This window comes from Nonomuraea spiralis (assembly GCF_014648435.1).
GTDB classification, from domain to species: Bacteria; Actinomycetota; Actinomycetes; order Streptosporangiales; family Streptosporangiaceae; genus Nonomuraea; species Nonomuraea spiralis.
This window is the reverse complement of the sequence record NZ_BMRC01000005.1, coordinates 453,458-476,493: the sequence shown is the minus strand read 5'-3', so window position 1 is coordinate 476,493 and position 23,036 is coordinate 453,458. Positions and strand designations below refer to the sequence as shown.

At 73.2% G+C, this 23,036-nt stretch carries 17 protein-coding genes; 5 read left to right on the top strand and 12 right to left on the bottom strand.

Annotated features, from left to right (window positions below):
- Positions 1-21 precede the first annotated feature (21 nt).
- Genes IEZ27_RS15155 through IEZ27_RS15135 form a run of 5 tightly spaced genes read right to left on the bottom strand, consistent with a single transcriptional unit; the run spans position 22 to position 4,096 of the window.
- Positions 22-648: a TetR/AcrR family transcriptional regulator gene (locus IEZ27_RS15155; protein WP_189647766.1), complete on the bottom strand. Its 627-nt coding sequence runs from the start codon at positions 646-648 to the stop codon at positions 22-24.
- A 58-nt stretch (positions 649-706) separates the two neighbouring features.
- Positions 707-922 carry an SGNH/GDSL hydrolase family protein gene (locus tag IEZ27_RS53875; RefSeq protein ID WP_229823993.1) on the bottom strand — a complete coding sequence of 72 codons (216 nt, stop codon included), beginning with the start codon at positions 920-922 and terminating at the stop codon, positions 707-709.
- Positions 906-2,015 carry a GDSL-type esterase/lipase family protein gene (locus IEZ27_RS55520; RefSeq protein ID WP_446686193.1) on the bottom strand — a complete coding sequence of 370 codons (1,110 nt, stop codon included), beginning with the start codon at positions 2,013-2,015 and terminating at the stop codon, positions 906-908. Before IEZ27_RS55520 ends, IEZ27_RS53875 begins: the two co-directional genes overlap by 17 nt.
- 45 nt (positions 2,016-2,060) lie before the next feature.
- On the bottom strand, positions 2,061-3,113 hold the full coding sequence (locus IEZ27_RS15140; protein ID WP_189647765.1) for a winged helix DNA-binding domain-containing protein: 1,053 nt from the start codon (positions 3,111-3,113) through the stop codon (positions 2,061-2,063).
- The gene (locus IEZ27_RS15135; RefSeq protein WP_189647764.1) at positions 3,110-4,096 is read right to left on the bottom strand and encodes an MDR family NADP-dependent oxidoreductase; all 987 of its coding nucleotides are present in this window, start codon (positions 4,094-4,096) and stop codon (positions 3,110-3,112) included. The genes IEZ27_RS15140 and IEZ27_RS15135 overlap by 4 nt, the downstream gene beginning before the upstream one ends.
- 62 nt (positions 4,097-4,158) lie before the next feature.
- On the opposite strand from IEZ27_RS15135, the gene IEZ27_RS15130 reads away from it, so the two are divergent.
- The gene (locus IEZ27_RS15130; protein ID WP_189647763.1) at positions 4,159-5,133 is read left to right on the top strand and encodes a helix-turn-helix transcriptional regulator; all 975 of its coding nucleotides are present in this window, start codon (positions 4,159-4,161) and stop codon (positions 5,131-5,133) included.
- A 10-nt stretch (positions 5,134-5,143) separates the two neighbouring features.
- Here the strand turns inward: IEZ27_RS15130 and IEZ27_RS15125 are convergent, their stop codons facing one another.
- Positions 5,144-5,578, bottom strand: coding sequence for a dienelactone hydrolase family protein (locus IEZ27_RS15125; RefSeq protein WP_229823992.1), 435 nt, complete (start codon positions 5,576-5,578; stop codon positions 5,144-5,146).
- Positions 5,579-5,821: 243 nt separating this feature from the next.
- On the bottom strand, positions 5,822-6,091 hold the full coding sequence (locus IEZ27_RS15120) for an alpha/beta fold hydrolase (RefSeq protein WP_189647762.1): 270 nt from the start codon (positions 6,089-6,091) through the stop codon (positions 5,822-5,824).
- A 41-nt stretch (positions 6,092-6,132) separates the two neighbouring features.
- Between IEZ27_RS15120 and IEZ27_RS15115 the strand changes: the two genes are divergently transcribed.
- On the top strand, positions 6,133-6,375 hold the full coding sequence (locus IEZ27_RS15115; RefSeq protein ID WP_229823991.1) for an MBL fold metallo-hydrolase: 243 nt from the start codon (positions 6,133-6,135) through the stop codon (positions 6,373-6,375).
- 25 nt (positions 6,376-6,400) lie between these two features.
- Here IEZ27_RS15115 and IEZ27_RS15110 read toward each other — a convergent pair whose 3' ends face one another.
- The 5 genes from IEZ27_RS15110 to IEZ27_RS54955 are packed head-to-tail and all read right to left on the bottom strand — an operon-like array spanning position 6,401 to position 11,525.
- Entirely contained in the window at positions 6,401-7,042 is a 642-nt protein-coding gene (locus IEZ27_RS15110) for a response regulator (protein ID WP_189647761.1), read from the bottom strand.
- A complete protein-coding gene (locus tag IEZ27_RS15105) occupies positions 7,030-8,196 on the bottom strand; it encodes a sensor histidine kinase (protein ID WP_189647760.1) in 1,167 nt (388 codons plus the stop codon). The genes IEZ27_RS15110 and IEZ27_RS15105 overlap by 13 nt, the downstream gene beginning before the upstream one ends.
- Positions 8,197-8,221: 25 nt before the next feature.
- Complete coding sequence (locus IEZ27_RS15100) at positions 8,222-10,651, bottom strand: ABC transporter permease (protein WP_189647759.1); 2,430 nt, start codon at positions 10,649-10,651, stop codon at positions 8,222-8,224.
- On the bottom strand, positions 10,648-11,391 hold the full coding sequence (locus IEZ27_RS15095; RefSeq protein WP_189647758.1) for an ABC transporter ATP-binding protein: 744 nt from the start codon (positions 11,389-11,391) through the stop codon (positions 10,648-10,650). Before IEZ27_RS15095 ends, IEZ27_RS15100 begins: the two co-directional genes overlap by 4 nt.
- 5 nt (positions 11,392-11,396) lie before the next feature.
- Positions 11,397-11,525 (bottom strand): hypothetical protein, encoded by a 129-nt coding sequence (locus tag IEZ27_RS54955; protein ID WP_268246061.1) that lies wholly within the window; start codon positions 11,523-11,525, stop codon positions 11,397-11,399.
- A 128-nt stretch (positions 11,526-11,653) separates the two neighbouring features.
- Here IEZ27_RS54955 and IEZ27_RS15090 point away from each other — a divergent pair, with 128 nt between their 5' ends.
- The 3 genes from IEZ27_RS15090 (at position 11,654) to IEZ27_RS15080 (ending at position 22,982) form a co-directional block, all read left to right on the top strand.
- Positions 11,654-12,400: a hypothetical protein gene (locus tag IEZ27_RS15090; RefSeq protein ID WP_189647757.1), complete on the top strand. Its 747-nt coding sequence runs from the start codon at positions 11,654-11,656 to the stop codon at positions 12,398-12,400.
- 182 nt (positions 12,401-12,582) lie between these two features.
- Complete coding sequence (locus tag IEZ27_RS15085; RefSeq protein ID WP_189647756.1) at positions 12,583-16,758, top strand: LamG-like jellyroll fold domain-containing protein; 4,176 nt, start codon at positions 12,583-12,585, stop codon at positions 16,756-16,758.
- An 11-nt stretch (positions 16,759-16,769) separates the two neighbouring features.
- Positions 16,770-22,982, top strand: coding sequence for an RHS repeat-associated core domain-containing protein (locus IEZ27_RS15080; RefSeq protein ID WP_189647755.1), 6,213 nt, complete (start codon positions 16,770-16,772; stop codon positions 22,980-22,982).
- Positions 22,983-23,036: the final 54 nt, after the last annotated feature.

The window sequence follows — 23,036 nt, the reverse complement described above, 5'->3', positions numbered from 1 at the left end:
GCTCCTGTCTCGGGTGGTGCGTCAAGAGTTCGGGGTGGGCGGCGGCACCGCGAGCAGGCCGCGCATGGCGATCTCCACGCCGTGCCTGCTGGCCTGCCACAACTCCTCCTGCGACCGGCCGAGCCGGACGCTGGCCAGGCCCGCCTGCTGGATGGCGCCCATCAGGGCCCCGGTCATCGCGGCCGCGGTGATCGGGTCGAGGCCGGGGAACGCCTTCAGCAGCTCGCCCGCGACGCGCTGCTGGAGGTCGAGCAGCAGGTAGAGCCCCTTGGCCTGGAGCGCCGGCGTGGTCAGGGCCATCCGCGTCACGCCGGACAGCTCCGCGGCCTCCTTGACGGGGACCTTGGGCCGGCGGTGGGCGGCGTACCGCTCGACCGCCCTGGCCAGCACCTCACCCGGGCCCTCGTCCTGGCGGCGGGCCGCGATGGCCTCGACCAGCACGTCGAAGTCCCGTTCCAGGTCGGAGAAGAGCACTTCGTCCTTGGTGCGGAAGTAGTTGAAGAACGTCTTGGGGTCGACGTCGGCCGCCGCGGCGATCTGCGTCACGGTGGTCTGCTCGTACCCCTGTTCCTCGAACAGGGCGATGGCCGCCGCCACGATGCGGCGGCGGGTCTCGCGCTTCTTCCGCTCCCGCCGCGATTCCTCCATGCGGGCAAATGTACTCGCGCTAGAAATTTCCAGCAACTGGAAGTTTCAGCGTGAGGGCTCAGAGGGTGCCGAGATCGACCGCCTCGGCCATGGCGTCGAGCCCGGCGTCGTTGGGGTGCAACCAGTCGCCCTCCTGCCCGTCGCGGTCGTTGTACTCGGGGCGCAGCCGGTCTGGGTCGCGCGGATCGGCGAGGACCCGCTCGAAGTCGACCACGGCGTCGTACTCGCCGCCGTCGCGGATCCACTGGTTGACGGCGTCACGGGTCTTCTCCATGGCGAGCGTCTGCGGCGTTGTCCGCGGGGTAGAGCCAGGGGTTGCCCTTGAACGGCGTGATCGTGCCGCCGACGCCCCGTACGCCGCGGGCGCGGGCCGCGCGGATGAGCTCGCGGTGACCCTCGATGATCTGCTCCGCCGTCACCACGGGGTTCGGCGTGCTGCACGGCGTGTCCATGAGGGGGTAGGTGATGTCGTTGATGCCCGCCATGACGATCACCGAACGCACACCCGGCCGGTCCAGCACGTCCCGCTGGAAGCGCGCGGTGGCCTTCTCGCCGAAGCAGGCGGAGTCGTTCAGCACCCGGTTGCCCGAGATGCCGGCGTTGAGCACGCCCAGCCGCCGCCCCGAGGCGGCCGGCCGCTCGGCGAGCTGGTCGGGGTGGCGGTTGTCGGCGTCCTGGGTCGAGCCGGTGCCGTCGGTGGCCGAGTCGCCGAACGTGACCACCGACCCCGCGCCGCCCTTCACGTCGACGCCGGTCAGGTGGTACCAGGAGGACGAGGTCCCGGTGAAGGCGCGCGAGCGGTGGTCGCCGCGGGTGCGGAAGGTGGTGGCCGAGGCGATGTCGTGGAAGGTCGCCGGGCCGGTCGCGCCCTTGACGTACAGGGTGACGCTCAGCTTGTCCAGCGCGGTGACGGGCAGCCGTACGGCGTCGCTGACGGCCTCCCGTCCGGCGGGGATCACCGTGCCGTGGCCGCGGCCGAACGTCACGGCCCGCGTCGTGGCCGGGCGCCCAGCTTGGTGACCGCCGAGGCCAGATAGTTCCGTACGGTGCCGTAGGTCAGGTGGAGCTGCCGGGCCACCTCGCGCGGCGTGGCGCCGCGGGTTGTCCGGCCGCCCGACGGCGGTCAGGATCAGCGCCTTGCACGACGGCAGCCGCTCGTGCAGGGCGGCGGCGGCCTCCAGACCGTCGATCCCGGGCAGCTGGATGTCGATGACCGCGACGTCGGGACGGTGCTCCAGCGCGGCCGGCACGATCGCGTCGCCGTGCTCGACCTCGGCGACGATCTCCAGATCGGCCTCCAGCCGTAGCAGCCCGGCCAGCGCCTCCCGCAGGATGCGCATGTCCTCGGCCGGCAACACCCGAATCACGCGGCCCCCTCCCCCTTCGCCGAGGGACATCCGCACCCCGGCGCCTCAGCGGTGCGACAGGAACGGCAGCAGCCGGCTGATCTCGTCGTCGACCGCCTGCCGTTCCGCGGCCGAAAGGGTACGGAACGGCGTCACCCGTACCTCGCCCGCGGTGAAGGACCAGGTGCCGCGGACGTAACCGTCGACGAGCACCGTGGGCAGGACCCTGGCCTGGCCGGGGGCGACGTGTTCGCGGTCGGCGTCGGCGACGATGCGGCTGCGGTCGGCGTGGCCGAGGAGGGCGTTGTCGTAGGCGGGCAGCAGCCGTACCGGGGCGGGGGTGTCGGGGTCGGGGAGCGGGGCGTCGGGCAGGTCGAGCAGGCGCCGTCCGTCGGGGCCGGTGTGGTGGCGCAGGCCGGCGCCCATCTCCGAGACGACCTCGTCCAGCCGGGTCAGTCCGCACCACGCCTGCACGTCCGCCACGGTGGCGGGCCCGAACGCGGCCAGGTAGCGGCGGATCAGGTCGCGGAGGGCGGCGGGGTGGAAGGGGTCGACCGGGGTGTCGCTGACGGCGACCGACGAGCGGGTGCCCCAGCCGCCCCAGGACGCGGTGGCCGGGTCGTGCACGAGCGGGGTGCGCAGTTCGATCTCGCCGGCCAGGATCCGGCTGTCGCGGCCCGGGTGGAGGCTCGCCAGATGCCTGGCGAGATCCCTTCTGGGCAGCGGCCCGGTCCGCAGCAGGGCGCGCCCCTCGGCCACCAGCGCCGCGGGGTCGAGTCCGGCGTTGTTGCGCCGGAAGTGCGCCGATCCGGCGGTGCGGTCCAGGACGGGCTGAAGCACCGGCCGCAGCCGCCGGAAGTCGCCGGCCACGGTGAGGTGCATCGTGCTGCGCAGCAGGCCGGACCTCACCACCCGCCCCTCGGCGAGCAGAGTGGTGAGATCGGCGTGGGTGAAGTGGCGGATCCGGGTCCACAGTCCGACGTAGGGCCAGTTCGGCTCCTGCGCCTGCATGGCGACCAGGTGGCCGATCACCTCCAGGGCCGGCAGGTCGGCCCGCTCCAGCAGGAACTGCCGCTGGAGCAGGGCCCGGTTGAGCGTCCGGCGGGACAGGGTGGTCATGGCAGCCGCACCGACACGTTGCCGCGGTACTCGCCCCGCAACATGGCCAGGAACGCGCCGGGCACGCCGTCGATGCCGGTCTCGACCACGGTCCGCGGGTAGACGAAGCGGCCCTGGTCGAGCGCCGTACGGAAGTGGCGGTGCCAGGCGGCGACCTGGTCGGGCGTGTGGTGGCAGGAGAACGGCAGCAGCTCGACCCCCTTGGCCCGGGCGGCGTCGCGGTCGGGCTCGGGGAAGCGGTCGGGGGCGGCGCCGAGCTGGGTGGACAACGATCCGCACAGGGCGAACCTGGCGCCCGGGGCGGCGGCCTCCAGCGCGGCGTCGTACAGCGCGCCGCCGACGGTGTCGAAGAAGACGGTGATGCCCTCCGGGGCCAGTTCCCTGAGCGCGGCGGCCGGGTCGTGGTGGTAGTCGAAGGCGGCGTCGAAGCCGAGCTCGGCCACGAGGTAGTCGGCCTTGGCCCGGCTGCCCGCGCTGCCGATCACCTTCTTGGCGCCCAGGTTGCGGGCGATCTGCCCGGCCAGCGAGCCGACACCGCCGGCCGCGCCGGAGACGAACACGACGTCGCCCTCGCCGGCCTTGGCCACGTCCGCGACGCCGTGGTAGGCGGTGGGGCCCTGGCCCAGGTGGTAGCTCGGGTCGGGGTAGGCGTCCCGGTCCAGCTTGACGTAGGCGGCCGCCGGTCCCGCCGAGTGCGTGCTCCAGCCGCTCATCGACTGGACCAGGTCGCCCTCCCGCAGGCCGGGATCGGCGGAGCTCAGCACGGTGCCGATCGCCATGACGCCCACCCGCCGGCCGGGCTGCCAGGCCGGGATCGGCAGGTGGCAGTCGGGGCGCATGAGTTCGAGGTAGGTGGCGGCCAGCCCCAGGTAGTCGGTGCGGACGACGACCTCGCCCGCGATCTCCGTCCGGGCGACGGTGAAGTGCTCGGGGCCGGGGACGCCGGCGATCTGGGTGGTCAGCTGAATCTCGTGAGTCATCATGGTGACCACATTAGGGGGGCTTCCGGCCAGTTTTTGACCGGAAGTACGCTGATAATGGCGACATGGCCAACACCAGTTCCCGCACGCTCACGCTGCTGTCGTTGTTGCAGACGCACCGCCACTGGCCGGGCGCGGACCTGGCCGACCGGCTCGGCGTGTCGGAACGTACGCTGCGCCGGGACGTCGATCGCCTGCGCGAGCTGGGCTACCCGGTGCACGCCTCCCGGGGCACCGACGGCGGTTACCAGCTGGAGCCCGGGGCCGTGCTGCCGCCGTTGCTGCTCGACGACGAGGAGGGGGTCGCGCTGGCGGTCGGCATGGGGGACGCGGCGCAGAGCGGGATCTCGGGGCTGGAGGAGGCGGCGGTGCGCGCGTTGACCAAGGTGGTGCAGGTCCTGCCGCCCCGCCTGCGGACCAGGGTGAACGCGCTGCGCGCGATGACCGTCTCGGCGGCCTCCGGCGGGCCGGTCATCCCGGCGGAGGTGCTGACGCTGATCGCCCAGTCGTGCCGGGACCAGGAACGGCTGTGCTTCGACTACACCACGCGCGGCGGCGCGCGTACCGGACGCGAAGTGGAGCCCCATCGCCTCGTCGCGCTCGGGGGCCGCTGGTATCTGGTGGCCTACGACCTGACCAGGCACGACTGGCGCAGCTTCCGCCTCGACCGGCTGGCCCAGCCGCGCAACACCGGCGTGCCCTTCCGGCCGCGGCCGCTGCCCGGCGGGGACGCCGCCGCGTTCGTACGCACCGCGGCCCGGGTTCCGGCCGCTCACACGGTCGTCGCGCTGGTCCACGCGCCCGCCGGGCACGTACGCCGGATGGTCGGCCAATGGGGTGAGGTCGAACCGGTCGCCGACGACCGATGCCGGCTCACGATGATCTCCACCAGCCTGGACTGGCCCACGCAGGCGCTCGGCAACGTCGGCGCCGAGTTCGAGGTGCTCGGACCGCCGGAGTTCCTCGACCACCTGCGCGACTGGGGCACCCGCTTCCTCGACGCCGTCGCCAGGTCGTCGCCTCCCGGATCTCGCCCGTGACGCCGCGGGTCTACAGGTCCTTCCCGGCGAGCCAGGTCAGGCACGCCTCGGCCACCTCGCGCCAGCCGTGGTCGATCGTCAGGGAGTGACCGCGGTCGGGGAAACGCTGGATCTCGGTCACCGCGGCCGAGCCCCGGTACTGCTTGAGCGTCGCCTCGGTGACCGTCTCGGGGACCGTGTGGTCCTTGCCGCCGGCGATCAGCAGCAGCGGCCCCCGGGTGTCGTTGCCGGTGGCGACCTCGGCGGGCGAATGGAGGGAGAAGTTGGCGACAGCGGCCTCGAACAGCGGCTTGCCCGGCGCGGGGATGGTCCAGCGGTCGTACAGCTCGGCGGCCTCCTGCGCCGGGATGGCGTTGCCGAACGCGTAGGTGAACTGGTCGAGGGTGAGGGAGACGGCCCGGTGCTTGTTGGCCGGGTTCCTGAACACCGGCAGGGTCGAGCGCAACGCCGACAGCGGCAGAGGGCGACGACGTCGTCGATGCCGTGGTCGGCGATGTTGTCGAGGGCCTTCCTGGACAGTTCGACGCTTTCGCCGTCGCCCGGCCAGCCGGGGGCCGAGGCGTCGTAGCCGGCGGCCCTGAACAGCTCGGTCCAGGAGGACCAGGAGGTGGCGTGCAGCCAGAGGCCGTGGATGAAGATGACGGGAACGGTCGGTGCGGTCATCGGTTGCTCCTCAGGGTCACGGCGGTCAGGCCGGATGGGGGTGTCCGGCCGCCCGGGTGGCGGTCACGGCGGTGCGGATGTGACCGGCCACGGCTGCCGGTCGTGACAGCGCGATCGCGTGGGAGGCGTCGACCTCGATGGTGTCGGCCCCGGCGCGCTCGGCCGTGAACCGCTGGGCGGCGGGATGGATCGCCTGGTCGGCGGTCGCCACGACGTACCAGGACGGCAGGGTCTTCCAGCTCGCGACGGGCGAGCCCTCCTCGAACGCCGCCGCCGGACGGCCCCAACCACTCACCCGACAACATCTTCATCTACGCCCCCGAGCAGAGGACCCTGATGGTGGTCGACGTGCTCTATCCCGGCTGGGTGCCGTTCAAGAACGTCGCCATCTCCCAGGACATCCCGGGCTGGCTGCGGGCCCAGGACGTCGCCATGACGTATCCGTGGCGCACCCTGGTCGACGGCTACCTCGGCACGCTGGCCGCCGCCGACGTGTTCACCGAGGACAACGCCTTCGGCCTGCTGGAGTCCATGCGGATCGACGCCGGCCTGCTCGGCCCCTTCGGCATCCGCCCCTGACCGGCCGCGGCCGTGCGGTCCGGGGTCAGGTGCCCATCTCGTTGAGGTAGGTCAGCACGGCCTGGACTCTGCGGTTGCCCGATCCGTCCACCAGCCGGAGCTTGGCGAAGATGTTGCTGATGTGCTTGTTCACCGCGCTCTCGGTCACGACGAGCCGGGTGGCGATCTCGGCGTTGTTGAGCCCTTCGGCGACGGCCTCCAGGACGTCCCGTTCGCGGGCGCTGAGGCTCTCCAGCGTGGAGTTCCTGCGCCGGAACGCCTTGGCCACCACGTCGGGGTCGATCGCCGACCCGCCGGCGCCGACGCGTTCGAGGGCCGCCAGGAAGTCCGGGACGTCGCCGATGCGCTCCTTCAGCAGGTATCCGGTGCCGGCCCGGCCGGTGTGGAAGAGCTCGGCGGCGTACCGGGTCTCGACGTAGGCCGACAACACCAGGACGTGGAGTTCCGGGTACCGTTCCCGGGCCGACAACGCGAGCTGGATGCCCTCGTCGCGGTGGGAGGGCGGCAGCCGGATGTCGGTCAGGAGCACGTCGGGCGCGGCCTCGCGCAGCAGGGCGGAGGCCGCGGTCGCGTCGCCCACGCAGGTGGCCTGGTGGCCGCGGCCTTCCACGATGAGCCGCAGCCCCTCGCGGAGCAGCACGTCGTCCTCGACGATCAGGACACGCACGGCAGCTCCCAGCTGATCCGGGTGGGCCCGCCGGCCGGAGAGCTGATGCGCAGCACGCCGGCGAACTCGTCGATCCGCTCCGCCAGCCCCGCCAGCCCGCTCGCCTGAGGGCCCGCGCCGCCGGCCCCGCGGGCGACGGCCGCCCCGCCGACGCCGTCGTCGACGACCTCGCACAGCAGCCGGTCGGGGTCCCGCCTCAGCCGTACGCGGATCTGCGAGCATCGAGCGTGCTTGACCGCGTTGGACAGGCATTCGGCGACGCCGAAGTAGGTGGCCGCCTCGATCTCGGCCGGTACGTCCCCGAGTTCGTCGGACTCGACCGCGCAGGGGATCCCGCAGGACCCGGCCAGCGCGCGGACCGCGCCCTCGATCCCCCGGTCGGCGAGTACGGGCGGATAGACCGTGTCGATGATGCCGCGCAGCGCGGACAGGGCGGCGGCGATCTCCCCCCGCGCGAGGTCGATCCGTTCGGCCCCCTGCGGCGTCGACGGGCCCAGCGTGCGCGTCATCCCGAGGAGCACGGAGGCGTTGACCAGGTGTGCCTGCACGCCGTCGTGGATGGCGCGTTCGATGCGCCGCAGCTCCGCGCCGCGGGTCGGGTCCGGCTGCTCGTCGCGTGCCCGCGTCCGGGGGATGCCGAGCAGGGACGTCGACAGCCGGGCCAGCCCGGCGGCGGCCCAGGGAGCGGTCGCCAGGAGCGCGGCCTCGTACGCCAGGCCGATGACCGGGATGAGTGCCGCGGTCGGCCAGCCGGTCACGAGGACGCCGGGCAGGGGGCTCACCGGAGGAGCGCCGATCAGCGCCCACCAGATCGGGAAGGTCAGGGCGTTGATGCCGCCGAGCAGGAGGTAGCCCGCGACGAGCGCGATCGCCAGGCCGCCGGTGGCCTGCCAGCACAACCAGAGCAGCGCGCGCCAGGGGACGACGTGCCGCCCCGGCACCAGGCTGCGCAGGACGACGCCGACGCGCCGCCGTTCCCAGCCCAGAAGGCCGGCCACCGGGGAGAACATGCGCCCGCGCAGGACCCCGGCCGCGGCGGGGATCATGAGCGCCAGGGCCGCCGCGGACGCGAAGGCCCCCGACGTGAGATAGGAGACCCCGCGGACGGTGACCAGCCACCGCTCGCCGGGCGCGGGCCGGTGCCCTGAAGCCATGGACGGGATCCCCTTCTCCGCGCGGTCAGACATGATCACGGTGCGCGACGGCCCAGCGTCCTGACAGCAGGGTTGCCATGATAGCCAGCAGGCCGGCGGCGCCCGAGACCAGGACGTGGAACCAGATCGGGACCCCCGGCAGCGGGCGGCCGCTCAGCCCCACCGCGATCGCGGTCAGCGGGATCAGGGCGACGGCGGTGCCCACCAGTACGCAGGCCGCGGCCAGCACCACGGCCTCCGCGAGCACCGCCGAGCGCAGCGTCGCCGCGTCGATCCCGAGCTGCCACAACACCCGGAACTCCCGGCGCCGCGCCCCCATCGCCTGGGCCAGGGCGCCGGCGACGGAGATCGCGATGTAGCAGAACAGCGCCAGGAGCGGCAGCACGCTGACGAGCACGGCGGTGCCGGGGTCCGGGGTGCCGAGGCTGTCGCCCACGTCCACGACCCGTGACCCGGGCGCCACCGCCGGTGGCGAGGCGTACAGGACCGCGTCCGCGGCCCCGGCGCCGATCCCGCCGGCCGGCCGGTGGGCCACCAGTTGCCCGTACGGCAGCACGATGTCGGCCGCGCCCTGGCCCGCGTCGTGGACCGCCCGTACCCGGGCCTCGGTGACGGTGCCGTCGCCGAGGACGAACCGCAGACGTCCGCCGGCCGGCAACCCCAGGGTGGCGGCGGCGAACCGGCTCACCACCGCGGTTCCCGGGGCCAGGGGCGAGCCGTCCCAGGATCCCTCCACGACCGGGACGTCCAGCACGTCCTCGACCGGCCCGGCGAACCCGACGGCGGAGAAGGCGAAGTCCTCCGGGCTGCCGAGGACCTCCACCCAGGCCGACACCTGCTGGCGCGCCATCGGCACTCCCCCGGCCCCCGCCGCGGGCACTCCTGCGGCGGACGTCACCGCTGCCCCGGCGACGTAGGCGCGGCCGGCGTTGCTCCGGGCCGAGGAGGCCAGCGTGGCCGGGACCGACACCTGGACCAGGGCCAGCGACATGCCGAGCACCAGCGGCACGCCGAGCGTCGCGAGCCGCGCGGCGGACCCGCGTACCAGCGCGCCGGCGAGCCAGTGCCCGGTACGGCGGCCCAGCACCCGCGCCCCGGCCCGGATCGCCCACGACAGGACCGGCCGGCCCGCGACGGCGGCCCCGAAGACGAGCAGCAGCCCGCCGGCGCCGCCCACGGCGACCCCGGCCATCCCGTCCCAGGCCAGCGGCGCGAGTGAGCCGGCCACGCCCACGAGGACGAGCAGCGTCCCGGCGACCGCGACGACGGGCCTGGTCCGGTAGGAGCCGGTGTCGTCGGCACGGGCGAGCTCGGCCGGCGGCCGGCCGGCCAGGCGTCGTACGGTGGCCCAGGCGACCAGTGACGAGATGCCCGCCGTCAACGCGACGGCCGACAGGACCGTGGCCGCCCCGGCGCCGAACCCGAGCCCCTCGGGAACGATCCCGGCCAGCTCCAGCCCCGACCGCGACAGGCGGGTGGCCAGCAGGCCCAGCGGCACGCCGGGCAGCACGGCCGCTCCCGCGACGGCCAGGTGGACGGCCTGCGTCAGCCCGACCAGCTCGCGCGGGGTCACGACCAGGGTGCGGAGCAACATGATCTCGCGGCGGCGCGCCTCCAGTACGGAGGTCGTCGTGGCCGCCACGACGATCACGGTGACCAGCAGCACGACGGCGATCAGGGAAGCGCCGATGCTGACCAGGTCGTCGCGCGCGGCGGCGGCGGCCGGTGCCTCGACGGCGGCCCGATCGTCGCCGGTGGCCACCTCCACCGGGAGCCCGTCCAGTTGGTCGCGCAGGTCGTCGGCGGGATCGCGCAGGTCGCGGGCGGGCCCGTTCGCGTGGAGCAGTCCCAGCAGCGTGGGGTCGTCGGAGCCGGCCAGCTCGCGTGCCTGGGCGTCGGGAAGGTAGACCGCCGGTGGTGTGCCGGCCGAGCCGAGGACGCCGGAGACGCGGTAGGTGGACAGTCCGGCGCCCGTACGCATCGGGAAGGGGTCACCGGGCGCGAGTCCCCACGAACGTTCCACGACGACCTGCCCTGCCCGCGGGGCCCCGCCCGCCACGAGTCCTGCCGTGCCCAGCCGTACCGCTGACCAGGCGTGCGTCTCGGCCTGAGCCGTCAGGTCGGGGCCGGCGAGGGCCGCGGCGGTGTGGTCCGCCACGACCTCCAGGCGGTGGCGGACGGCGAACCCGGTCACCGTGCGGACGGTGTCCGGGTGGATGCGCGCCGGGCCCGGCAGCGCCACCGACTCCGGGTGTTCCGAGCCCGGTACGGTGACCGACCGGCTGCCGCCGACGACGATGTCGGCGCGGTCCAGGCGATGCGGCCGCCCGGCGCCGGACAGACCGGACTCCAGCAGACTGCCCGAGGCGATGAGCAGCGCGCAGGCCGCCGCCAGGCACAGCAGGACCGCGACGTGCCGGCGGTCGCGGAGCAGGATCATCAGGGGCGGGCTCACGCGGCGTCCACCGGGTCGGACAGGCGCAGCGCGAGCGTCCGGGCGGTCGCCCCGGCGACCGTCTCGACGATCGTCCCGCCGGCGAGGAAGTGCACGGTGTCGGCCGTCGCCGCCGCGACCGGGTCATGGGTGACCATGATCACCGTCTGCCCGAACTCGTCGACCATGCCACGTAGCAACCGCAGGACCTGCGCCGACGTGACCGTGTCCAGCGCGCCCGTCGGTTCGTCGGCGATGACGACGCGCGGCCGGGTGAGCAGGGCGCGGGCGATGGCCACGCGCTGCTGCTGCCCGCCCGACAGCGTGCCGGGCCGCCGGTCGGTCCACTCCCGGACCCCGGTACGCGCCAGCAGGGCCTGCCGCCAGGCCGGGTCGACGGGTGATCCCGCGGCCCGGGCCGGCAACTCGATGTTCTCGGCCACGGTGAGGTTCGGGAACAGCCCGTAGTCCTGGAAGACGAAGCCGAGGTTCTCCCGGCGGAAGGCCGTACGACCGGCTTCGTCGAGGTTGGTCAGGCAGGTCCCGCCGATCCGCACGGTGCCCGAGTCGGGCCGGTCCAGGCCCGCCAGGCAGTTGAGCAGGGTGCTCTTGCCCGACCCGGACGGGCCCATCAGCGCGGCGAACTCGCCCCGCCGGACGGTCAGGCCGACATCGCGCAGGACGTGCCGGGCGTGGCGGCCGGTGCCGCGCACCCGTACGATCCCGGCCGCGACGAGGGCTTCGGTGGTGTCGCTGTCCATGGCGGTCAGATGGTCAGGGTGATGTTGATCAGCACTCCGGCCACCACGATGATCAGAACCACCCAGGGCCAGATGCGCTTCTTCCGCGGGGGGCGCCATGGTTGCCGGGGTTCGCCGAGATGTTCGTCGTTCATGGGGACAACGCTAGGAAGCCGGCAGGGGCCGGAGAATGAGGCTGACGCCTCTTCCCGACGTGGTGCCACCTACAGGCGTGAGGCGGTCGTGCCCCGGTCGTGACCGGCCTGCGGCAAGATCACAGCTCGTGAAGAAGACCATGATCACGGCCCTCGCGGCCTCCTGCTGCCTGCTGACGGCGACCGTCCCCGCCCAGGCGGCCCCCAAGGATCCCGTACGCGCCCTCAAGGCCGTGCTCACCTCCGGGCACGGCGTGCGGTTCACCGAGACGACCACGCTCTCGGGCGGCAAGAACAACAAGTTCCAGAGCCGCAAGGGCACGTTCCAGTTCAACGCCAAGGGCGTGGCGGCCTCCGACATCACCGCCACCCCCGTGGGCCGCCCCCGCGAGCGTACGATCAGCATCGGCAACGTCAGCTACACCTCGGGCGGCATGTGGGCGGACCGCCTGCCCGAGGGCAAGTCCTGGTACAAGGGCAACGGCCTGCTCGGCGGCGGCAGCGCCTTCTACGGGCAGGTCATCAACCCCGTCGAGCCCAAGACGCTGGCGGCGCTGGTGAAGAAGGGGAAGCTGAGCGGGCGCACGCTCACGGGCAGGATCACCTTCAAGGAGCTGGAGAAGGCGTCGCGCTGGTTCGGGGCCTCGATCCCGCTGCGCATGCACGACGACACCAAGGTCTCCTACACGCTCACGCTGACCTCCGCCGGGCTCGTGAGCAGGGTGAAGTCGTCGTACGCGGCCACGGGGGTGCTCGACACCAGCGCCCTCGAAGGCAGGACGATCACGATCGACAGCCGCTTCACCGGCTGGGGCGCCAAGGTGTCCATCAAGCCGCCGGCCTCCGACGCGGTGAGCACCGAGGCCGGCGACTGACGGGCCCTCTCCCGACGGCGGCGGGATCGTACCGCCAAAGTTGACGATCTTCTCAACCCACGGGCTGACGCCACCGTCATGCCTTCGGTCCTACTTTCTTGGCAGCTCTCAGCATCGCCGTGCCCCGGGTCGTCCCGGGGTCCCGGCATGCCTTCCAACAGGGCCGGAGCCGAGGAGCACCCGTGAGAAGACGTTGGAGCGCGGCACTCGCGAGCGTGCTCGCGCTGTCCTTGCTGACCGTTCCGTCCAGGGCCGATGCCGGGCCCGCCGGGCGGGCCGCCCCCGAGCCGGGGCCGCACGTGACCGAGACCGAGGCGGCGGCGGAGGCCGTACGCAGCGGCCGGCCCGTCGAGGTGCTCGGGCTGCGCGGCGAGGCCCGGGAGGTGTACGCCCAGCCGGGCGGCGGTTTCGTCGCGACCGAGCACCTGTTCCCGGTCCGCACGCTCAAGGACGGCGCCTGGGCGCCGGTCGACACCACCCTGGTCAAGGCCGAGGACGGCTCGGTGGGGCCGGTGGCCGCGCCCGTCGGCGTACGGCTGTCGGGCGGCGGGGACGGCGCGATGCTGGCGTTGACCAGGGCCGGCCGGACCATGTCGCTCACCTGGCCGGGGACGCTGCCCGCGCCCGAACTCCAGGGCGACACGGCCCTGTACCGGGGCGTGCTCGGCCCGGACGTGGACCTGCGCGTGCAGGTGAGCGCGAGGGGCGCCTCGCACGTGCTGGTCGTCAAGACCCCGGCCGCGGCCCGCGACCCGCGGCTGCGCCGGCTGCGGTTCGGGCTGACCACGCCCGGTCTGCGGGTGTCGGCCGACGCGCGGGGCCGCCAGTCGGTGACCGACGCGGCCGGCGGCGGCGAGCTGTTCACGGCCGCGCCGCCGCGCATGTGGGACTCCAGCGCTCCCGCCGGCCTGCTGGCCAGGTCCGGCGCGGTCGACGACGGCCTGCGCGCCGCCTCGGCCGCCGCGCCCGGCGACACCTCCAAGGTCGCCGTGATGCCCGCCGCCACCGGGGACGGCGCGCTGACCCTCACGCCCGACCAGGGCATGCTCACCTCGCCAGGAACGGTGTTCCCCGTCTACATCGACCCGGTCTGGTACTCCCCCGGCGAGTCGGCCAACCTCATGGTCTCCAGCGGCGGATGGGAGGACTACGGGTTCAAGGAGGAGGGCATGGGCCGCTGCCCGATCAGCCTGCCGCCGGCCGGCGCGTACTGCGGCAGCTCGTTCGTCAAACGGCTGTTCTACCGGATGCCGACCAGCCGGTTCTCCGGCAAGCAGATCATCTCGGCGGAGTTCTCGGTCAAGGAGACGTACGCGCCCTCGTGCGACGGCCGTTCGGTGCACATCTACCGGGCCACCGGTTTCGGTACGACGTCCACCTGGAACTCCACGAAGGACAACTGGGCCGACTACCTGACCTACCGGGACGTGGCCAAGGGCCGTACCGGCTGTCCGGCGGGCGACGTGGTGTTCAACGTGCTGAGCGCGGTCAAGGCCGCCGCGTCCAAGGGCTGGTCGGCCACGACGTTCGGGCTGCGGGCCGGCCACGAGGACGACGAGTACGGCTGGAAGCGCTTCGACGGCGACGCCGTCCTGCGCGTGTACTACAACACCCCGCCGCCGCAGCCGAAGATGAGCCAGCTGCGTTCCAGCCCCGGCGGCCCGTGCGCCGTGTACGGCAAGCCCACGGCGGTCAACCGGATCCCGATGATCTACGCCGACAACCTGACCGACCCCGACAACAGCGGCACCGAGGGCGAGAAGCTGAGCGCCGAGTTCGCGGTGGTGTGGACGGACGCGCAGGGCGTGGAGAAGAACTGGCACACCACGACGCCGAAGAAGCAGTCGGCCGCCGGTTCGAAGAAGTCGTCGTTCTCGGTGCAGATCCCGTCCGGGCTGATCCCGGTCGGCGCCGGGTTCAGCTACATGGTGCGCACCTACGACGGCGCGGCGTGGAGCCCGTGGAGCTGGGCGGGCGACGCCACCGCCTGCTACCTGCGCTACGACCCGACCGCCCCGCGCACGCCGCAGATCAGCTCTCCGGAGTACCCGGCGCTCAACCCCGACGACCCGGACACGGTCGCCCGCGACGGCGTCGGCAGGTACGGCGGCTTCTCCCTCGCCTTCGACCCCGAGGTCGTCAAGTTCGCCTACGCGCTCAACACCACGCCGGATCCCGCCTCGGCCCAGGCCCGTACGGCCAACCCGCAGCTCGTGCGGCAGGCGCCCACCCGGCCGGGGATCAACACCCTGTACGTGACCGTATGGGACGCCGCCGGCAACTTCTCCATCGGCGACCACAGCTTCTGGGTCAGCGAGGGCGCGCCCGAGCAGGCCAGGCTCAAGCTCGACGAACCGGCGGGCGCGACCGCGCTCACCGCCGACACGCCGGGCGTGGCGGCGCTGGCCGGAGCCGGCGTGACGCTCGGCGCCGAGGGCAGAACCGGGCGCGGCCTGCGGCTGGACGGACTCGGCGGCGGGTATGCGGCGACGTCCGTCCCGCTGGTGCGCACCCGCGCGGGCTTCACGGTCTCGGCGTGGGTACGGCTGCGCCGGAACGACGGCTACTACAACGTGCTGGCGCAGGACGCGCTCACCCAGAGCGGGTTCCAGCTCGGCGTGGACCCGGCCCCCAACGGCTGGGTGTTCAAGACGCCGGCCGGCGACGTACGCGGCGGCAGCGGCCCGTGGACCAGGGCCGGCGCGAACGCCCTGCCCGAGCTGGACACCTGGACCCACCTGACGGGCGTCTACGACGCCACGGCCAAGGTGCTGCGCCTGTACGTCAACGGCACCCGGGTCGCCGAGACCCCGGTGGCCTCGGTGCTGGACGCCCAGGGCGCCTTCCAGATCGGCCGCAGCCTGTACGACGGCGGCTACGCCAACTGGTGGCCGGGCGACGTGGACGAGGTCGCCGTACTCCGCAGGGCCGTGTCCGACGAGGAGGCCGCGGCCCTGGCGGCCGGGACCGTGCCGCAGGGCGCGGCGGCGATGTGGCGGATGGAGGAGCCGGCCGGCGGCTCGCGCGTCTACGGCGAGAGCGCCCCGCCGACGGCCACCGCGTCCGGCCTCACCCTGGGCGTGCCCGGCCAGGTCGGCAAGGCCGCCCAGTTCAACGGCTCCACCGGCTACGCGGCCACGGCCGACCCGGTCGTGGACACCGGCGGCACGTACTCGGTCTCGGCGTGGGTGCGGCTGCCCGCCACGCTCCCGGCCAAGGACGTCAGCGTGGTCAGCCAGGACGGGCTCACCCAGAGCGGCTTCTACCTCAAGTACCGGGCGAGCACCAACAAGTGGGGCTTCATGGTCACCGCCGCCGACGCGATGTCCCCCACGACGGCGACGGTCTACTCGGCCGCCGCGGCGGTCCCCGGCCAGTGGACGCACCTGGTCGCCGTGCACGACGCGGTCTCCAGGAAGTTGCGCCTGCTCGTCAACGGCGTCGACAGCGGCAGCGTGGACATGGCCGAGCCCTGGCGTTCCACCGGCGGCCTGCAACTCGGCCGGGCCCGCTGGAACGGCGTGATGGGCGACTACTGGCCGGGCGCGATCGACGACGTACGGCTGTTCGACCGGGTCGTCTCGGCGGAGGAGGCCAGGACGTTGTTCACCGTCAAGTCCGACGTGACCGGTCGCTGGCGGGTCGACCAGGCCACCGGCACGCCGCCGGTCAGCGCGGACTCCGCGCCGGTCACGCCCGGGCACCCGCTGACGCTGGCCGGCGGCGCGCGGATCGTGACCGGCCCGGGGCTGAGCATCGTCACGCCGCCGTCCGGGCAGGTGGCGGGGGCGCTCGATCTGCCGGGCGGCGACGGCGACTACGCCTCGGCGTCGGGGCCCGTGGCGGACACGGCCGCGAGCTTCACCGTCTCGGCCTGGGCGCAGACGGCGGGCGTACCGGCGCGGTCGATGACCGTGCTGAGCCTGGCCGGCGCCACCAACAGCGCGATCACCGTCCGCTACGACGCCGCCAAGGGCCGGTACGTCCTGGAGGTCCCGAACAAGGACGGCGCGGGCGCGAGCGTGGCGACGGTCGAGCACTCCTCCTTCCACCAGAGCGGGTTCGGCGACTGGGACCACCTGGCCGTGGTCTTCGACGGCTTCGACAGCCGGGTCTCGCTCTACGTCAACGGCGTGCTGGAGGCCGCGGCGGAGGCGCCGACGGTCTCCTACCGGGAGGGCACCCGCGTCTTCGCCCCGATCTCCTCGCTGCAACTGGGCCGGGCCAGGAGCGGCGGCGCGTACCCGGCGGGACAGAACTGGGCCGGCCAGATCGACGACGTGTGGGTGCTGCGCGGCGCGGCGACCGACGACGAGGTCGCCTACCTGGCCAATCCGACCGAGATCGACGAGCTGTGAGGGAGGGCGCCGTGACGAGGTCAGGGCGTGCCGTCGGCTTGACGACGGCGTTGACGCTGGTGGCGGGCCTGCTGGCCGCCTTACCCGCCGCGCCGGCGAGCGCGGACCGGGCCGCCGCCCCCAAGGACCCCGACAAGGTCGTGGCGGGCGGGCCGGTCAAGGCCAGGCCGCGGGTGCTGGACGCGTCGGTGACGCGTCCGGCGCCGCCGCCGGTGGTGCGCTGGCCCGAACCGGGCGTGGTCGAGGGCTCCCCCAAGGCGTCCCCGGGACTGTCCGCGGGGGCGTCCCGGGAGACCGCGGGGAAGGGCCCGCTGCGGGTCTCGGGCGCGGCGCGGGCGCGGGTGCTCGACCGCGCGGCCGTGGCCGGGACCGGGCTGGACGGCGTGGTCTTCGCGCTGGAGCAGCCCACGGGCGACACCGTGGACGTACGGCTCGACTACTCGGGATTCGCCGCCGCCTACGGCGGTGACTACGGCTCCCGGCTGCGCCTGGTCGGCCTGCCCGCGTGCGCGCTGACCACCCCCGGCCGGGACGAATGCCGCACGGTACGTCCGCTGCCGGCCGTCAACGACACGGCCGCCGGCACGCTGAGCGCCCAGGTGCCGGCCGCCGAGACCGTGCTGGCGGCCACCTCGCAGAGCGGCGGCGAGAAGGGCGACTACAAGGCGACCTCGCTGACCGCCTCCGACACCTGGCAGGTGGGCGCCCAGTCAGGCGACTTCACCTGGTCGTACCCGATGCGGATGCCGCCGGTGCCGGGCGGGCTGACGCCGTCGGTGGCGTTGTCCTACAGCTCCGCCTCGATCGACGGCCGCACCTCCAACGGCAACAGCCAGCCGTCGTGGGTGGGCGACGGCTTCGAGTTGTGGCCCGGCTACATCGAGCGCCGCTACAACTCCTGCGAGGACGACAAGGCGCCCAAGAACACCACCTGGAACATCTACCCCGGCGACCTGTGCTGGGGGTACGACAACGCCACGCTGAGCCTGAACGGCAAGGGCGGCGAGCTGATCCCGGCCGGTGACGGCACCTGGCGCACCAAGGGCGACGACGGCACCCGCGTCGAACGGCTGACCGGCTCGGGCACCGACAACGGCGACGACGACGGCGAGTACTGGAAGGTCACCACGACCGACGGCACCCAGTACTTCTTCGGGCTGAACACCCTGGCCGCCGGCAAGCCGCAGACGAAGTCGGCCTGGACGGTCCCGGTGTTCGGCGACGACGACGGCGAGCCGTGCCACAAGGCCGAGTTCAAGGACTCGTGGTGCCAGCAGGCCTGGCGGTGGAACCTGGACAAGGTGGTCGACGCCGACGGCAACGCGGTCGTCTACTTCTACGAGCAGGAACGCAACCACTACGGCCGCAACCTCAAGTCCGAGGACGAGACCCCGTACGTGCGCGGCGGCCACCTGCGCTACGCCGAGTACGGCCTGCGCGCGGGCGACCTGTTCCCCGCCCTGGCTCCGGCGCGGGTGGACTTCACCACCGCCGAGCGGTGCATGCGCGAGACGGCCTCCGACTGCGCCGAGGCGGAGATCAAGGACCATCCGGACTACTGGCAGGACGTGCCCTGGGACCTGCACTGCGACGAGGGCCAGAAGTGCGAGGAGGACCACGGCACCGGCTCGCCCACGTTCTGGTCGCGCAAGCGCCTGGTCAAGGTGACGACGAAAGTGGCCAAGCCCGACGGGAGCGGCCACCGTACGGTGGACTCCTGGACGCTCCAGCACGCCTGGGGCATGGCCGATGTCGACCGCCAGTTGCTGCTGACCTCGATCGTGCAGACCGGGCACGCCGGGGCCGCGCCGGTGACGCTGCCGCCGGTGTCGTTCGTGTACACGCAGTTGCCCAACCGCGTCGACAAGCTCGGCGACGACCTGGGGCCGTTCGTGAAGAACCGGCTGGGCACGGTCTACAACGAGTTCGGGGGCGTGCTCGACGTCAACTACTCGGCCGCCGACTGCACCACGTCCGACCTGCCCTCGCCGCAGTCGAACCGGCGCCGCTGCTTCCCCGTGTACTGGATGAAGACCAGCGGCGTGGACGACCATCCGACGCTGGACTGGTTCCACAAGTACGTGGTGACGCAGACCGTGCAGACCGACCTGACCGGCGGCGCGCCCGACCAGGTCACCGCCTACGACTACTCGATCGGCCGGCCCGCCTGGCACTTCGACGACAACGACGGGCTGACGCCGGAGAAGTACAAGACGTGGTCGCAGTGGCACGGCTACGACAAGGTGCGCGTCGTCTCGGGCGCGACCGGCCCGAACCCCGGCCAGGTGGACCACTGGTACTTCCAGGGCATGGACGGCGACCGGCTCGGCGTCGACGGCGGGCGCAAGGACGTCGACGTCTCCGACGGCGAGGGCGGCTCCTACCCCGACAGCGAGGCGTTGCAGGGCTTCGAGGTGCGGAAGGTCACCTACGACCGGGCCGGCGGCACGGCGGTGGAGAAGGTGCTCACCTCGCCCTGGTACCACCGGACGGCCAGCCGTACGCGCTCGTGGGGGACGGTGTCGGCCTACCTGTCGGCCCCGAAGACCACGCGCACGCTCACCGCGCTGGACGGCGGCCGCTGGCGGGAGGCGAAGACCGCCAACCTGTCCTTCGACGAGGTGACCGGCCGGGTGCTGCAGGTCGACGACCAGGGCGACGCGGCGCTGGACACCGACGACGTGTGCACCACGACCACGATGGCGGCGCGCAACACCGGCGCGTGGCTGGTCGACGCGGTCGCCGAGGAGCTGAAGGTCGCCAGGCGCTGCGGCGCGGCCGTCGACCACACCAAGGACGTGGTCTCGGCCACGCGCACCGCCTACGACGGCGGCGCGTACCGCCAGGCCCCGACGAAGGGGCGGGCGACCTCGTCGGACAAGGCGTCGGCCGGCGGCACGACGGCCTCGGCCCTGGCCTACGTCTCCGACACCAGGACCTCCTACGACGCCTACGGCAGGCCGACCGCCGTGACCAAGATCGACCACACCTCCTCCCCGGCGGTCGAGCGGCCGACGATCACCGTGTACACCGACACGCAGGGCCTGACCACCCGCACGACCGAGACCGGCCCGCCGGCCACGCCGGGGGTGCCCGGCTCGGCCATGACCACCGCCAAGGACCTCGACCCGGCCTGGGGCAGCGCCGTACGGACCACCGACGCGGGCGGCAAGACGGTCACGATGGCGTACGACGCGCTGGGCCGCCTGGTCAAGGTCTGGACGCCCGCCCGCGCCACCGGCCAGGTGCCCGACCGCGAGTACGCCTACCGGGTGGCCGCCGGCCAGATCACCGCCGTCACCACGAAGAAGCTCGACCAGGACGGCGGCCAGGAGACGTCGGTGTCGCTGCTGGACGGCTGGCTGCGCGCCCGCCAGACCCAGGACGCCGGCCCCGGCGGCGGCAGGCTGATCTCCGACACCTTCTACAACGCCCAGGGCGCCGTGGACCGGACCTACGCCGCCTACTTCGCCGACGGGCCGCCCGCGCCCGCGCTGTTCGGCGTGGCCCAGACCGGCCAGGTCGAGACCCAGACCGTCTACACCTACGACGGCCGCAACCGCAAGACGGCCGAGATCCTGCGGCCCGGCAACAGCGACACCGGCGAGTTGTGGCGCACCTCCTTCGCCTACGGCGGCGACTGGTCGCGGGTGACGCCGCCCTCGGGCGGGGTGGTCACCACGACCGTCACCGACGCCCGCGGCAGGCGCTCGGAGCTGCGCCGGCACCGCCCGGACGGCGGCTACGACTCGACGTTCTACACCTACACCGGCGGTGACCGGCCGGCCGAGGTCAAGGGGCCGGGCGGGAACGTGTGGCGCTACGCCTACGACGTACGGGGGCGCAAGACGAGCGAGCTGGACCCGGACAAGGGGCTGACCACGTTCGCCTACGACGACCTCGACCGGCTCGTGCAGTCGGTGGACGCGAGAGGCCAGAAGCTGACGCTGACGCTCGACGGCCTGGGCCGCAAGACCGCCCAGTACGACGGCTCCGGCGTCAAGCTGGCCGAGTGGACGTACGACACCGTGCGCAAGGGCCAGCCGGCCACCTCCACACGCTGGTCGGGCGGCGCCGCCTACACCAAGCGGGTGGACTTCTACGACAACCTGAACCGGCCGACGCGGACCACGGCGGTGCTGCCCGCCGTCGAGGGCGCGCTGGCCCCGTCCGGCGGCTACACCTTCTCGACGGTCTACAACCCCGACGGCACGGTGCAGTCCACCGGCAGCCCGGCCGCGGGCGGCCTGCCCGCCGAGGTGATCGCCGCCTCGTACGACGAGCTGGGGCATCCGCTGACCGCCTCCAGCAACCTGTCGTCGTACGTGGTCGGCACCGACTACAGCAAGACGGGCAAGCTGCTCGCCCAGCGGCTGGACACCGGCGCCGACGGCAAGCAGGTGGACTTCACCTACTCCTACGAGTTCGGCAGCCAGCGGCTGCGCACGCTGACCACGGTCCACGAGGGCGCGGCGGGCGTCGACCGCAGCGAGACCTACGGCTACGACGACGCGGGCAACGTCACGCAGATCGCCGACGCCTCCAGGGACGGCGCCGACAACCAGTGTTTCCGCTACGACCATCTGGCCCGCCTGACCGAGGCGTGGGCGCAGGGCGGGGGCGCGTGCGCGGCCGACCCGGCCGCGGCCGTCCTGGGCGGGCCCGCGCCGTACCACGACGCCTACACCTACGACGAGGCGGGTGACCGTACGGGCGAGACCCGCTATGACGCGGCCAACCGGCCGGCCGTCACCCGCGCCTACGCCTACGCGGGCGACGACGGCGCCGCGGCCGGGCTCAAGGGGCACCAGCTCGGCACGGTCACCCAGACCGGCGCGGGCGCCCGCACCGAGAGCTACGCCTACGACGCGACCGGCAACACCACCAAGCGCCAGGTCGGGGCCTCCGCCCAGACCCTCACCTGGGACGCCGAGGGCGAGCTGGCCAAGGTGTCCGACCCGGGCAAGGGCGAGACCTCCTTCGTCTACGACGCCGACGGCGCCCGGCTGCTGCGCCGCGACCCCGGCGGGACCACGCTCTACCTGGACGGCATGGAGGTACGGCTGAACAAGGGCGCCACGGCCACGGTCGCCACCCGCTACTACACGCAAGGCGACCAGGTGGTGGCGGTCAGGACCACGACCGGCGTCTCGTTCCTGGCCGCCGACCGGCACGGCACCGGCGAGGTGGCCATCGACGCCAGGACCGGCGCGGTCGTCAAGCGCCGCCTCACGGCGTTCGGGCAGCCGCGCGGGAGCGCCGCGGCGGGCTGGCCGGGCGACAAGGGCTTCGTCGGCGGCACCGCGGACGACAGCACCGGCCTGACCCACCTCGGCGCCCGCGAGTACGACCCGGACACCGGCCGCTTCATCTCGGTGGACCCGGTGTTCAACGCCGACAATCCGGGGCAGCTCAACGGTTACGGCTACGCCGAGAGCAACCCGGCGACCAACAGCGACCCGTCGGGCGAGTGCAGCCCGGAGGGCGGCTGCGCCACCAACCCCTGCCATCCGACGGGCGGCTTCTGCGGCGGGTTCGACGGCTGCGGCGGCACGTGCCCCCACCGCCCCGACATCTCCGGCGGCGGCAACTACGCCCCCCGCTCCCCGGGCGAGCCCGAGCACGGCGGCTACCGGACGTGGAAGAAGACGCTCAAGCGGGTGCTGAAGATGATGAAGGTGCTGGCCGAGTACGACGCGCTGACCGAAGGGTCCTGTCTGGCGGCGTGGTCGCTGACCTGCGACACCTGGCACCACTACCGCGGCAAGAGCGGCAAGGACTTCATCGTGGACCCGTACCAGATCTACTCCGACAACGATGGCATCGGGAAGCGGGTGGACCAGGTCATGCGGAGCATGGCGAAGAAGGCGATCGCCAAGTGCCGGGCGGCGACCTGTGAGCTGTCGTTCGACTCCTTCTGGAAGAGCGCCCACGTCAGCGGGAACGACAAGGACACCTACTACACGCTCGGCGGCAGCATGTTCCGCGCGGACGGCAAGTTCCTCATCGAGAACGGCAACAACCCCAAGAAGCGGGTCATCACCGCGCAGTACACGTTGCGCATGCACAAGGACTGGAACTTCGACCCCGACGACGCGGCGTCGATCCCGATCCTGAACCGCAAGGCGAACTTCCGGCCCTTCTACGAGATGCACCTGTTGGGCTACGCCCGCGAGTTCGTCCTGCGGGGCAGCTCCAACATGTACCAGTCCTGGCACCAGTAGCGGGCCCGCGACCGCCACCCCCGGCACGACGCGCCGGGGGTGGCGCCGTCGTTC

What these genes read in the sequence shown, in the direction of transcription:
- IEZ27_RS15115 (WP_229823991.1), top strand. Translation starts at nt 6,133, where the DNA reads ATGGTGGTCGACGTGCTCTATCCCGGCTGGGTGCCGTTCAAGAACGTC.
- IEZ27_RS15140 (WP_189647765.1), bottom strand. Translation starts at nt 3,113, where the DNA reads ATGACCACCCTGTCCCGCCGGACGCTCAACCGGGCCCTGCTCCAGCGG.
- IEZ27_RS54955 (WP_268246061.1), bottom strand. Translation starts at nt 11,525, where the DNA reads ATGAACGACGAACATCTCGGCGAACCCCGGCAACCATGGCGCCCCCCG.
- IEZ27_RS15105 (WP_189647760.1), bottom strand. Translation starts at nt 8,196, where the DNA reads ATGGCTTCAGGGCACCGGCCCGCGCCCGGCGAGCGGTGGCTGGTCACC.
- IEZ27_RS15095 (WP_189647758.1), bottom strand. Translation starts at nt 11,391, where the DNA reads ATGGACAGCGACACCACCGAAGCCCTCGTCGCGGCCGGGATCGTACGG.
- IEZ27_RS53875 (WP_229823993.1), bottom strand. Translation starts at nt 922, where the DNA reads ATGGAGAAGACCCGTGACGCCGTCAACCAGTGGATCCGCGACGGCGGC.
- IEZ27_RS15155 (WP_189647766.1), bottom strand. Translation starts at nt 648, where the DNA reads ATGGAGGAATCGCGGCGGGAGCGGAAGAAGCGCGAGACCCGCCGCCGC.
- IEZ27_RS15130 (WP_189647763.1), top strand. Translation starts at nt 4,159, where the DNA reads ATGGCCAACACCAGTTCCCGCACGCTCACGCTGCTGTCGTTGTTGCAG.
- IEZ27_RS15135 (WP_189647764.1), bottom strand. Translation starts at nt 4,096, where the DNA reads ATGATGACTCACGAGATTCAGCTGACCACCCAGATCGCCGGCGTCCCC.